Source organism: Corynebacterium phocae (assembly GCF_008693075.1).
GTDB lineage: Bacteria > Actinomycetota > Actinomycetes > Mycobacteriales > Mycobacteriaceae > Corynebacterium > Corynebacterium phocae.
This window is the reverse complement of record NZ_VXKJ01000048.1, coordinates 230,496-243,276: the sequence shown is the minus strand read 5'-3', so window position 1 is coordinate 243,276 and position 12,781 is coordinate 230,496. Positions and strand designations below refer to the sequence as shown.

Here is a 12,781-nt window from a genome sequence, read left to right as displayed (position 1 = left end):
CGAGTCCGCAAGGGATTCCATCTTTTTAAAAGGGGATCGCTTCGGGTGTTCGGTTTTGTTGGTTCTGGGGTTTATGCCGGGTGCTAAGGACGGGCATCTAGCGTGTCATGTCCTATCCTTGAATACGGACAAAGATATGGCAGTACTCACCGCTTCAAGACCTCAGGAAGTTCTTCTCAGAATATTGACTTCGAACGCTTGGACTAACTCTTTCCCCTTTGCAGTGCTAAGCTCATTCAAGATACCAGCTGAATCACAGTTCCGAATTTATTTCAAGGGGCTTGTTTCAAGTGAGGAGGAAATCATGCCAGCGCAAACCATCAACGACAGAATTGCAGCAGCTCTTACACGGCTGCAGTGCTCCGAGCGCGATCTGGCCGCAGAAACGGGAATTTCTCAGTTCAGCATCAGCCAGATTGTTTCTGGCCAGAAGACCCCTACTATCAGCGAAGTAATGCTCATCACCGAAGCTCTGGGATTGCCGTTTGATCAGCTCAGCGGCAGCCAGATCGCTGACCGGGTTGAAGTAGCAGCTAGGTCCACCAACAGTTCCGCGATGGATGAGATGAGGGCCCAGCTGGTCCAACTTTTGGAGATCGAAGCTCATCTCACTGACATGGGACTTTAGGGACCATCAAGATGAGTGGAAGGATTTTTTCCAATGAGCTGGAAGGGAAAGCAGCTGCGGAGAGCTTCCGGCGGAAAAACGGTCTTGGTACCGGGCCCATTCATGACCTCATCAAGGTCATCGAAGACACGACGACGTCTGAGGTAGTTATTCTCAGTGCGCCGACGGATTGTCAAGCGACATTTAAAACGTTCCAGTCAGCGACATGAAATTGTTCCGGAGTTTGGGGGTTGTTGGTGGTGTGGGTTATGTGATGGGGCCTTACACTTGGGCCGGCTTTCGCTTGTTTGTATCGAACCGACACGCCTTGGGTTGTGATTGTGTGGGTGTGTACATTCGTCGGTTGACCAGGGAGGTTACTAAGCTGGTGGGGAGTATTTTGTCAAAGTCTCCTGGGGGGAAGTTGGACGTTAGTGCGAGTGATGCGCGCTTGTACCGCGCTTCTATGACCCAGTAGAAGGCTTCTCCAACAGCCCCACACGAACCAACCCTGGAACGTCTTTTCTGTCGCTAGCTGTAAACCCTAACGTGTCACTCAAGACGGTCTGGGGATTAGCCGGTGTCTGCTTGCTGAGGTCTTTGACGGTGACCCTGCCAGCCCTCTGCAAGTGCGTCGCTACGGCGGGGAAGTTCTGCCTAGGGCTTTCAGTTCTTCGGGATCGGGGAAGTCCTGTTGCTCACCGGTAACTAGGAGGAACTGGCCATCGGAAATCCGAACCAAGCGCTGGTCCACGGGGACTTGATCATGGGCTACTCGAAACTTACTCTGTCATGGTCGTTTCGAGTAGATTTCGAGTAGGTTCCGGGTATTCTGCCTGGTCATCACGTTTTTTGGTGCGCTACTCGAAATTTACTCTGCCATAGCCGTTTCGAGTAGATTTCGAGTACCCTGCCTGGTTGGCGGGAAATGCCTGGTTGTCGTACTTTTTTGGGGGTGTGCTACTCGAAACCTGCTCTGTCATAGTCGTTTCGAGTAGATTTCGAGTATGGGTTTTGCCAAGTGAAGGTGGGCCAAAATGGCTTTGAAAAGTGGGCCATTTGGGCAGTCCTTTGGCGGATGTCAAGCGCCATCTAATTTTGCGCGTGTAGCGTCATGTATTTTGGCGCGCTACGGGATGGCAGAACTCTGGAGGTGCGCTAGAGTGGTGGGTTATGGAGCCGGAGAAGAGTCTGAACAAGGAAGCTCAAGCGTTGAGTGCTGGTCAGGCGTGCTCAGGGCACTCGGGTGAACCTTTTCTGGAACTTCACTGGGAGGGGCGCCGGTTTAAGAACATCCAATTTCCCGTATCGGCGGCTAAGGAACTAGGGGTAGTTGAGTCAGCAATTAAAGCCCTGGCCCGCGAGATGTGGATTAAGCGATACCGAAAGCAGCGCGTTCCGAAAGGCTTCTCGAGCAAGTTCAATTTGTTCCTGGATAGGCTGAGTCAGGGTTGCGTGAACACCGTGTTGGTAGCCGGCCCCACCACGGGGTCCCAAACCGAGTTGTTTGTCGATGACTCTTACGCTGTGTTCGATGAGGCAGCGGAGGTTTTTCTGAAGATACTCGCCGGTGAGGCTGATGAATCTGAAGTTGTCGATTTTAAGGCATTAGATGAGGCGCTGACATTCGGGAAGACTTTAGAACCAGAAGATGAGGTTAAGCTATACCGCCCCGGGTGCAGAGGCCTCAACAGTGTTGTTTTTACAAGGTCCAAGCGGGCAGACGTACGCGAAAAGTATGGAGCGAAAGATGAGGAGCAGACTCTCCAGATTTCTGGTTGGGTGGCTAGCCTTGATGCCAAGGGAGAATTGATTCTTTCTACCTACGACGGGCAATCTGTAAAGATATTTGAGGATCCTGCGAGCGAGGGATGGAACCAGTACAAGAAATGGTTGGCCCCGGACCGCCTATCTAGGCCTATCCGAATGGAAGGGAATTTTCTAGCCTCTCCGTCCGGGAAAATCTCCAAATCTGGATCCATTGATTTTGTTGAGGAATCATATCCGGATGATTGGTATCGGAGGATGGCCGTTGTAATGAACTTTGCAGATGGCTGGATTGACGGACAAAATGGCGAGGCAGTGTCCGTGCAGGCTAAACGCATTGTTGACGCAATTTTGTCGTATTTCTATGATGAAGAAATTCTTGAGGGGAACAGGCCAGGGATCTACCCGCTGCTTCGCGGTGGCATTCAGCTTGAGTGGGATTTCGATGGGGTGGATTGGTCGATTGAGGTTGATAATGTGGGGAACGTTGAGCTAAGTGCTTTCGGTGATGGCATCGACCTCGATGGTGAAGTCCCAGCAGCTCAGACATACCAAGAGACCACAGCGAAAGTAATCAAAACCTTGGAATCGATGACGGCGAAAGCTGGGAGCAAATCCGATGAGTGAGGAGTTGTTGTTCTATAGGAGTTGCGCCCCCGCCGCCGCTCTCTGGGATGACGCCAGAGATAGACCGTCATCGCAGTTATTCATGTTAAATTCCAACGATGAGGGGCTGCTTTCCGTTGCACAGTCCGCCAAGACAAACCCCAAACAGTTCTACCAGGAGTTTATTTCGGCTGGCATGGCGTCGAGAGGCGTGTGGGGAATCTCAGAAGGGGAAATTTCTCCAGTGCCTAAGGTTAGGGACGAAGCCGGAAATGAAATTATTCTGGGGTGGAGTGAGGACGAGGGACCGGGAAAAGTGACTGGTCACTGCCTCATCAACATGAAGCGTTGGGTTGGCAAGAAAAAGCTTAAGAAGATTGCCCAATCGCTACGAAATGTGGCAGTTGAACGCGGGATATTGCACCCCTAGAGTTCTGCTGTAGGGCAGCCGTTCGATTAAGTCCCGTGTAGTGGTTCCTCTTTGGGGGATGGTCGTGGGTGGGGGTTTAAAAAACCAGTTCCGGGGTGGTTTTGGTGTTGGTGAGCTTGCTGGTTTATTTCTTCCTGGACGTCGCGGAGAGGTCGCGGTGGCTGTCACCTAGTTCTCCCATGCGTAGCTGGTAACTTTCGTTCCCTGACCGCCTTCCATTGCCACCAAGCTGTGCTCCAGGAGGGGCGTCAGCGCGTAACGGACCTGGCCGACGGAAAGTCCGGTGCGCCGCGTTAGTTCCTTGATAGTGGCTCTTCCCGCAGACTGTACTACGGCGGCCACTGCGGGGACGTTCTTTCCCAGTGACTGAAAATCCACCGCAGCCGCAGCCGCAGACTCCTTGGTAGGCTGTTCCAGGAAAAATTCTTCGTGCCGCACGATTATGAGCTTCCGGCGGGTCAGGCCAGCGATCACACGGTCGAGGTTGGCTTCCGAATAAGGAGCGTACTCCTGGTGCAACCGTGCCCGCGAATACTTTTCCCCGCGGTGCAAACTCACCAGGATGTCCTCCTCGATGGGGGAAAGCTGCGCGCCCAGGGCGTCAAGCCATTCACGTTCCAGGGGCGTGAAGCGCGACCCCCACCGGAAGATGACCTTGAACTGCACCCCGGTGTCAATGAACAACGGATCGGGCAGATCGTTCTCCTTGGCGGCAATCAGTACTTCTCTGATCCCACCGCCTTCCCCCTCGATGACGCGTTGCCCAGTTGCAGTTTTCAGGTACTTCGCTATTTCGTAAAGGTGCTTGTTAACTGGGCTCTTGGTCAGCTCGATGCTGGTGAGCTGTTCCGGGGAGAGCCCCCGGGTAGCGTCCGCTAGCGTGGTGTACCTGCATTCCGTGGAGCCCCCGTAGCTACTCTGCAGGTACTAAATAGGTACCCCGCCCAGGAAACCCTCCCTGATGTGCGCTGAGCTTTGTCCCTGTTCGATAAATGGCAAAGGTACTTTTTCTCATCTATCCATCCAACAGTAACGAAGCTTAGCCCACTTCAGCGCGACGCGGGTCAACGCCCACCTGTGCAGCAATCTCACGTGCGAACCTCTCGTGCTCGTCAGAAAGCGCAGCGCGGTGTTCCAGGTTTGAACAGGTCCTCATGTGGGCGGAAAGCTGGGCCTCCGAAGTCCTGGAAAATCAACGCAATTCTTTCAATCGGTGAGGTTTTGCTCACAGTTTCTTCAACTTTTTCCATGTGGGAGCCTGTCTATACATTCGAGAATTGGAGAATGGGAACTTTCGGTGTAGCTTTCTAGAGCACCTGAACTAAGTGGTCTGCAACAGGGGAACAGTTCAGTTTGACCGATCTGTTCTTGTATAGGTAAGTCTGCTCCCTGATTGACTGGCTGCATTTTTCCCACATGTACCGCATGCCTCTGGGGGCTGCGCAGAAAGGAATACTGATGAAAAGAATCTCAAGGTCGCGCGATCTTAGGACCCTAGCGAAGTCTAGGATTTCCACTGCCGCGATTATGGCGTTGGCGGTCACTGGAACGGTAAGCGTCCCGGCTTTGGCTGAGGAAGATAAGTTCCCAGATCCCCCGGCTGGGCAGGAGGACAATCCCACGGATACTGATGGTGATGGGGTGCCGGACTATCTCGAAGAGTATTACGAGACAGACCCGGAGAAGGTGGACACTGATCGCGATGGAATCAGTGACTACGATGAGATTCAAGGCACTTTCAATCAGTACACGACTAGGTACTACCCCACGGCTCCAGGTTCAACCGATCCCACTGACGCTGATACTGACGGTGATGGCTTAAATGATGGTGCGGAGTTGGGGACTCTTGTTGATGGTAGGTCCAAGAAGACCGTCTGGGATCCAAACTTTCCCTATGATTATCCCAGTGACCCAAATACCCAGGATGTTGACCAAGACGGGGACGGTCTGGTCCTTGCGTTGGAGGTGGCTTTTGGTACTGACGACACTAAACCTGACACCGATGGAGATGGCGTAGATGACTATTTTGAAATCAATGGTCAGTTAAACTCATTTGAAACCAAGTTCCACCCAGATCGTGGGCCTGGAAATACCAACCCAACGTCTGCAGATACCGACAACGACGGAATCAGCGATGGTGATGAGCTCAACCTTATTTATAGCGAGAAAGCCAAGTCCTCAATCAAAGATAAGAATGCCACCGATGTCGTTTCGGACCCGAATGTTGCACTAGATACTGACAACGATGGACTTCCCGACGCCAGAGAAGCTGAATTTGGGACTGATCCGAAGAAGGCTGACACCGACAAAGATGGTGTCAACGACCTCGACGAACTGGCTGGAAATCATAATCCCTATACCAAACATGCATTTAGGGAGGACTACCCGGCCGGCAGCACCGATCCACTGAAAGCGGATACGGACAATGACGGTGCCAAGGATGGCGAGGAGCTCAACACCGTTGTCGATAGCAATGGGAAGACCATCAAGGACTCCACCGCAACCGATGAGGTAACAAATCCCAACGATCCAAAGAATGAGGCACAGCCTCAGGATCCGGAAGAAAAAGAACCGGAGAAAGATGGTGAAGCTGGGTCCGGTGATGAGGGCACTAACGAGGAATCACAGCCGGAAGCCCCGGAGGTAAAGCCTGGAGACAGTGAATCTGCTGATACCGAGTCTCCAAAGCCCCAGGCGGAGGCTGGCGGTTCCGAGACTCCTGAAGGGCCAGAAACCGAGGCACCCGAGCATCCTGAGGCTGGTGATCCTCAAGAATCTGAAGGCCTGACACCTGAGAAGCCCGAGGCCGGTGGTTCTGAGGGCCCCAAGAAGTCGGAGGATGACCAGCCCGATCAGCCAGAGACCGAAGAAGGGGCTGGGGATGCAGAGGCACCGGAGATGGAACAGCCGGAGACTGATGGTCCTGGTGAATCTGAAACTCCTATGCCGGAGCGACCCGAGGTTGGCGGTTCTGATGAGTCGGTAGTGCCGGAGACGGAGACTGAGGAGCCCTCGGAGCCGGAGACTGAGGGCCCCAAGCAGCCGGAGTCTGAAGAGCCCGGGCAGCCGGAGGATGGTGGTTCTGGTGACTCTAAGCCGGAGACTGAGGAAGGTTCTGAGGGGCCAGAGGTACCGGAGATGGAGCAGCCCGAGGCTGATGGTCCTGGTGAATCTGAAACTCCTATGCCGGAGCGGCCCGAGGTTGGCGGTTCTGATGAGTCGGTAGTGCCGGAGCCGGAAACTGAGGTGCCCGCGGAGCCGGAGACTGAGGAGCCCTCGCAGCCGGAAACTGAGGGCCCCAAGCAGCCGGAGTCTGAAGAACCCGGGCAGCCGGAGGATGGTGGTTCTGGTGACTCTAAGCCGGAGACTGAGGAAGGTTCAGAGGGGCCAGAGGTACCGGAGATGGAGCAGCCCGAGGCTGGTGCTCCTGGTGAATCTGAAGTCCCGACGCCTGAGGAGCCCGAGGCCGGTGGTTCTGAGGAACCCAAGAAACCGGAGTCTGATCAGCCTGAGAAGCCAGAGTCTGATATTTCCGAGGACTCGGTGGTGCCGGAGGTGGAGCAGCCGGAGGTTGAGGACCCCAAGCATCCTGAAACTGAAGAACCCAAGCAGCCGGAGGTTGATGGTCCTGGTGAATCTGAAGCTCCTATGCCGGAGCAACCTGGGGCTGATGGCTCCATGACCCCCGAGAGCGGCGCAGGGGACCCAGAGGTCGGTCCTGCGCCGCAGTCCCCGGGGAAGCCTGCGGAGCCGAAGTCTCCGGGCGTCAAACCCACCCCGAAGGATCCCGAACGTCCTATTTCAAGCTTTAAGAGGAAGATTTTCAATGGGAACGGTTGGCTAATCGGTATTCTTGGAGGAACCTCCCTGGCATTCTTGCTGGGTAAGTTCTTGGCACCATTTGTGCAGCGGTTTACCAGTGGATTCTTGCCGCTTAGGTTTCCGTGGCACTTCTAGAACCATGACTGTTCAATGAGCGTCCCAACTGTCGAGCGCCATTTTGGAACGAGCATCTAGCGCCATTGATTAAGTCCCCGGGCGTGGTGCGATTTCTTTCCTTCAGTCTTGTTGTGGCCGGGGTGTTGATAGAGGCGTTACCAAAGGGAAGTCTCAGGGGCTGGGTTACAACTGACGGGTGTAAACTGCTGGTTTCATTGTGAGGTCATGCTTTTGGCTTCGTAGTATTTAGCTTCCCGGAAGCATTCACGGCCGCGCAACGTGGAGAAAATCAATCTGAGCCAGGGGCGGGCGCAAGTACTACGTCAGTGCTAGCGTTCCCGAGTAGAGTGTTAGCGGTAACGGTGTTTCCGACAGAGATCAAACCGTAGGGAGGTGCGAGGGCGTGACTGAAGATCCTTTTGCGGAATACATTCGAGAATCTGAACCAGGTAGGCGGGGCAAGGGCTATGTTTGGCATACCGCGATAGGCTTGCAAGCGGTTGATGGCCTGGAGACTTCAGAATATTTGGTGCGTACCGCCATTCGCAATATTGAGGGTGAAATCTCCTTCGCCGAGGCGGACGAGCTCCTGCAGACTTATTACGAAGAAAATCCGTCTCATGATAGCGAGGACCGCACCGAGGAGGCAGACAAAGTTTCTATCCGTTTAGCCGCGTTGCTTTCGGAGCGAGCTTTCAGTTTCACGTCCCACGAATTTCTCTCCATTCACAGGAGGTTATTTACCGGTATCTATCCTCATGCTGGATGCATTCGGGACTACAATATCACTAAGAAATAATGGGTTTTGAACGGAGCGACCGTTCTTTATGGAAGTGCATCGGAGCTTCGTGCAACACTGAATTATGACCTTTCTGAGGAGAAAAGATTTTCCTATAAAGGTCTCTCGTTGGATGAGACAATTGAGCACCTCGCGGATTTTGTATCCAGACTGTGGCAGATTCATGTATTCGGAGAGGGGAACACCAGAACGGTGTCGGTGTTCTTTATTAAGTATCTGCGCACCCTGGGTTTTGATGTAACAAACGACGTTTTTGCTGGCAACGCTTGGTATTTTCGAAACGCTCTGGTCCGGGCGAATTTCAATGATCTGAAAAATGGAATCTATGAAACGACAGAGTTCCTTGAGCTGTTCCTGCGCAATCTTCTGCTGAACGAGAATCACCCGCTTCGCAACCGGGTCATGCATATTAACGCCGGATTCGCCGATCTTAAAAAAGCGAACATTGGGGCCGAAAAGGCGGACATTGAACGTGGGAAAGCGAACATTGGGGAAGATTTTTCCGCAAAGACCGCTTCGCACGTTCGGGAATTGCAAGAGGCTTTAGGGACTAAGAGTGCGTTCGGAAGAACGGACGTTCAGGAGGTGCTTGGCCTGGGGCGGACAAGGAGTTCCGAGATCCTTCTGGAGATGAAAGAGCGCGGGCTTATTGAGCCCGTGTCTGGCCGTGGTAAAGGTAAGTATCAGTTCCGTCGGCGGCAAGGCTGAGGGACTAGGGCTGGCGTACGCGCTGGCAGGTACGCCGTTTTATCATTTCCGGGGTAGTGGTGGTGTGGGCTGGAACAATTTAATGACGCTAGTTGGAACATTTTAAACGTCGCTTGACAACTTGTCGATAAGCTTGCGTGGTTCTAGCAGGGAGGGGAAGAACGAGCCTTTTCGCATCTTTGGAATAGCTAGCTCTAGATCCCCACCTTTGGTCTTGAGCGTCCTTGGCCTAGTTCCGTTTCGGGAGTTGGTGCGGCCTTCAGACCGCTCGTAGGTACCAGCACCGATGAATTCCTTGGATTCTTCGTTGATGAGGTCCTGGAAGGTCGCTTGAAGCGTCAAGCGAATGATGTCCTTGGCGTAGTCGGGGTCTTCTTTAACTTTCGAAAACAGTTCAGATAGGGCAGAATGGTCGTGAGCCATCGTAGTGAGTCCTTTCATTTCTTGGAGGAAATTAAACCGAGTCCTACGGTGGCTCCCTTAGCGTTTTACGCCAAAAATCCACCAGACTTTTACACCACTCTACGGGACGCAGCCAGAGGTATCGCACCACTGGACAGGAGTTAGATGAAGCGGATCCCGAACAGTCCGCCTTCTTCTCCCGCGTCGGTGAGCACCGGATCGATGACGTAACTCTGCCGGTCGAATCCTTCGGATTCAGCCGCTGTCAGACGATCCGAGTTGAGTGTCACGACGTACTGGAACCCAACCTCATCTGCCAGCCGAGCGCCAATGTTGAGACAAGAAGCAATCTGGCGGTCATCCATAGAGTCAAACAACTGACTATCGTGCACCAGAATTCGCGGGGCGCGACCGAGTTTAATTGCCGTGACTGTGCACACCATGTCAAGCAGAAAGGTCTTGACACCTAGAATTCCCGCTGATGCATCACCATCAATCTTCGGCACAACTTTCAGCACGCCCTTGGGTGTAGCTTCAATCAGCAAAGAGACGTTGCGGTCTGTATAGATCTCTTCGCCGAGCTGCTGAAACAAAACGATGGCTGATTCCAGAAGAAGCTCGCGGTCTGCGATCTCAGTTCGAACGTTCGCTTCGGCCTCGGACTTCATTGCGCGCAGGCGGATGCCGGTGTCGCTGACAGACTGCACCAGTTCGAGTTTCCGCTCCAGATCAGCAACAAGAGCATCCAGATCTGTGAGTTCACGTTCGGCGGTTCGGAATGTTTCCAATGCCATTGAGTCGTTCAATAGATTCATGATGCTCGACCGTCGCTGATCGAGGGCCTGACGTTCCGAGTTGACCTCCGCCAAGCGATGAGTGACGGCCAGAAGCTCTGCTTGAAGGTACATTTGGCGATTTCGCACTACTGAAGCATGAAACTCAGCGACCTCGGCGAACCGGTGGATTGCAGCTCCTGGCAAGACGATGCCGACCTCCGCATACATACTCTCCAGTTGCTTTGCTAGGTCCATTCCTGCCACTGCTGGACGCTCTTCTGTCATTGCCAGCTCAAGGTCGCGCTTCCGCTGTTCAAGCGAGAGTCCTTCATCGTTGAGCTCTCTGATTGCATGGGTCAGGCGGTCTGCATCCTCTTGGTGGTCGGCATACTGCTCGTCGACTCTAAACCCTGAAAGATTGGACTCCAAACGCGACCACTTCTCACGTGTCTGAGCCAAACGGGCGCGCAGTTCCGGCTCACTGAGCGTGATGGCTCCGATTGCACCTTCGGAGATGGCCTTCCTGAGCGCTTTTTGATTCTTCTCCAGCGCGGTTATTTCGCCTGCTTTCGCGAGAATCTCAGGGGAAAATCCGAGGAAGAAGCCTATCCGGGTGCCGGACTCCCAATCGGACTCGACACGATGAATCTTGAACGGATCACCGAAGTAGTCGCGGGCGAGCTGTCCAAACAACTGGCCCACTGTCGGCTTTCTGACAGAATCGGGTATACCTAAAATTGCAGAGAGTTCACGTTTCCAGTCCTCGACGTTAGTCGTGGCACCATCAATATAGACCTTCTTTTGCGGCGAAACAGGTCTTTCCACTCGGCTAATCCCTGCCGACTCTCCGAAGTCAAGTGTTGCCCAGAAGGAGTGCTCGGACAATGCCTCAGCCTTGAGACTGTCGGTAATACGACCGCCAAGCAGGTAGCGCATGATTCTGACGAAACTGGTCTTCCCCGCTCCATTCCGGCTATCCCCAGACGTGGATTCGGTCGTTTTGTCCGCGAGTAGAATGTTCATCCCCTCGTGAAACCGCAGTCGCTTGAAGCGCGAGTCGGACGAGCCTAGTTCATGCAGAAACATGCCGTCTCGCTAACTGCCCAGATTCATTCCAGGAAACTGCATCAATCGCAAACAGCATGGACAATGCCAAAGCGAACCAATCGAAGGTCACCTTGGAGTCTGCGTGAATCTCACTTGAGCACTTCGAGAACCGCTCCCAAAGCCCCGACACGGTTGCGGGCGATTCCAGAAGCGAGATCAGGCTTGCCCCAATGGTCAGCAAAGCACGCTGAGGCTCGATGCCTTTAGTTGGTAGCAACATACCGCACCTCGCCTCCAGCATTGTCAGCAGGCGGCTCCTCGAAAATGTCACATGAGTCAAAGAAGTAAGCCGTGACGGCGTACACGGCATTAGCCCGCTTCGTGGACAGATCGAAGTCCTGCCCACCAAGCGCCCCATAGACTTGGCGAACAACCTCGCGCACGTCCCTTGTAGCCTGTCGAGCCTCTTCGTAGATGACACGGAAGCGTTGGGCTTTCTCATCACGCAACCCAGGATCTGCCTGTTCGGAGAACCATTTGTCGATACGTGCCGAAAGCAGCCTTCCCGCATTGAACTCTGCCCTCGCAGTTTCCGGGAGATTATTGAAGTCCATCTTGGTGGAGGGGACTGGACGGATGGATTCGATGTGGTCAGGGCCATCTCCGTCTACATCCTCCAGAGAGAGGATGAGCTCCACAAGGTCAGCAAGCTCCACGTTCTCGGCATGCGGGACGCCTGGGATTACTTCATCTAGCTGCGCTGGAGTTAGCTTGTTAGCGGCCTGCCACCACAGGTCGTCAACCTTCCAGATCTCGATAGTGATAGGACGTTGCGTCCCCGGCGCGTGTTGTTGTCGCAGAGCTAGGACACTCTGCGTCGGCGTGGGGCCAAGGAGAGCGTTCGTGACGAACCGCCAAGTTGAGAAGCCGTCCCAACAAGCGAGCCCTCTGGCGAAGTCAGACTCCAGCTTGTCCTTAGTCTTCTGGTCAACCCCGGTAGTGGCTCGCTGCCCATAGCAGGCGTATAGGATCGATCCGTTGTCAGCGAGTCCGTCACAGCCCCCGTCGCCGTGCTTGCCCATCGGGGATGGGTTCAGGTAATCATTGTGGAGGCGGGCCAAGAGCGCCGTGGCGTAGTCCTCGAAAGCTTCACCAGAAGCGAGGCACCGCTGGTCATGTTGTGCTCGATACCAGATCTTCCATGCCGAGTCGATCATGAGCCGCACCCCCCTTCCTGTAGATGATTTGCGCATTCGGCGAAACGGTGTCGTCCTTTAAAGGTTACGTAACCTTGTCAACCAAGTCTAGCTGTCCACGCCCGATCATCGTCTTCCCCGTCGGTTCGTGTCACCGCTCGTCAACGGCATCCTCAAGGCGAGCCGGCAGAGACCTGAGATCACAGAGAGTTGGGCTCAGAGTTGAAGCGGACGCCCCATGCGCCGTTCAGACCCCGTCTGGGAATTCTCGACACGGACGCGAGGCAGCATCCATACTGAGTTGCTGGCTGGCGCGGGGGTGCGCCACTGTTCGGTCAGCTCCGCCAACGAGTAGATCAGCTTCTCTGGATGCGTCGCGAGCGTGGTCTGCGCACGCAACCGGATCGCCGTGGCATCCGATGGCTGCCGACCGTGGGTCGCAGCGTACTTGGCCATCAGCCGGTCCTTCTCCACTGCAATCTGCCGCACCCTCGTGGAAAACTA

General features: G+C 54.2%; 11 protein-coding genes. 6 read left to right on the top strand and 5 right to left on the bottom strand.

Annotated features, from left to right (window positions below):
* Nucleotides 1–118: 118 nt before the first annotated feature.
* The 3 genes from F4V58_RS10785 (at nucleotide 119) to F4V58_RS10770 (ending at nucleotide 3,410) form a co-directional block, all read left to right on the top strand.
* Nucleotides 119–628: a helix-turn-helix domain-containing protein gene (locus F4V58_RS10785; RefSeq protein WP_169833323.1), complete on the top strand. Its 510-nt coding sequence runs from the start codon at nucleotides 119–121 to the stop codon at nucleotides 626–628.
* Between the two features lie 1,152 nt (nucleotides 629–1,780).
* On the top strand, nucleotides 1,781–3,001 hold the full coding sequence (locus F4V58_RS10775) for a hypothetical protein (protein WP_075735888.1): 1,221 nt from the start codon (nucleotides 1,781–1,783) through the stop codon (nucleotides 2,999–3,001).
* Nucleotides 2,994–3,410, top strand: a complete 417-nt coding sequence (locus F4V58_RS10770; RefSeq protein WP_075735886.1) for a hypothetical protein — start codon at nucleotides 2,994–2,996, stop codon at nucleotides 3,408–3,410. The genes F4V58_RS10775 and F4V58_RS10770 overlap by 8 nt, the downstream gene beginning before the upstream one ends.
* Nucleotides 3,411–3,578: 168 nt before the next feature.
* On the opposite strand, the gene F4V58_RS10765 is transcribed toward F4V58_RS10770, so the two are convergent.
* On the bottom strand, nucleotides 3,579–4,334 hold the full coding sequence (locus F4V58_RS10765) for an ATP-binding protein (protein ID WP_084559774.1): 756 nt from the start codon (nucleotides 4,332–4,334) through the stop codon (nucleotides 3,579–3,581).
* Between the two features lie 534 nt (nucleotides 4,335–4,868).
* Between F4V58_RS10765 and F4V58_RS10760 the strand changes: the two genes are divergently transcribed.
* From F4V58_RS10760 to F4V58_RS12735, 3 genes are all read left to right on the top strand, one after another.
* A complete protein-coding gene (locus F4V58_RS10760; protein WP_150385798.1) occupies nucleotides 4,869–7,367 on the top strand; it encodes a hypothetical protein in 2,499 nt (832 codons plus the stop codon).
* Between the two features lie 385 nt (nucleotides 7,368–7,752).
* Nucleotides 7,753–8,148 carry an antitoxin VbhA family protein gene (locus F4V58_RS12740; RefSeq protein WP_211272752.1) on the top strand — a complete coding sequence of 132 codons (396 nt, stop codon included), beginning with the start codon at nucleotides 7,753–7,755 and terminating at the stop codon, nucleotides 8,146–8,148.
* Nucleotides 8,149–8,154: 6 nt separating this feature from the next.
* Nucleotides 8,155–8,856, top strand: a complete 702-nt coding sequence (locus tag F4V58_RS12735; protein WP_211272751.1) for a Fic family protein — start codon at nucleotides 8,155–8,157, stop codon at nucleotides 8,854–8,856.
* Between the two features lie 102 nt (nucleotides 8,857–8,958).
* Here the strand turns inward: F4V58_RS12735 and F4V58_RS10750 are convergent, their stop codons facing one another.
* The 4 genes from F4V58_RS10750 to F4V58_RS10735 form a co-directional block, all read right to left on the bottom strand.
* Entirely contained in the window at nucleotides 8,959–9,279 is a 321-nt protein-coding gene (locus F4V58_RS10750) for a transposase (RefSeq protein WP_075735879.1), read from the bottom strand.
* A gap of 140 nt (nucleotides 9,280–9,419) precedes the next feature.
* Complete coding sequence (locus tag F4V58_RS10745) at nucleotides 9,420–11,120, bottom strand: ABC-three component system protein (protein ID WP_075735877.1); 1,701 nt, start codon at nucleotides 11,118–11,120, stop codon at nucleotides 9,420–9,422.
* The gene (locus F4V58_RS13095) at nucleotides 11,107–11,361 is read right to left on the bottom strand and encodes an ABC-three component system middle component 6 (RefSeq protein ID WP_425429748.1); all 255 of its coding nucleotides are present in this window, start codon (nucleotides 11,359–11,361) and stop codon (nucleotides 11,107–11,109) included. Before F4V58_RS13095 ends, F4V58_RS10745 begins: the two co-directional genes overlap by 14 nt.
* Complete coding sequence (locus F4V58_RS10735; protein ID WP_211272750.1) at nucleotides 11,345–12,298, bottom strand: ABC-three component system protein; 954 nt, start codon at nucleotides 12,296–12,298, stop codon at nucleotides 11,345–11,347. The genes F4V58_RS13095 and F4V58_RS10735 overlap by 17 nt, the downstream gene beginning before the upstream one ends.
* Nucleotides 12,299–12,781: the final 483 nt, after the last annotated feature.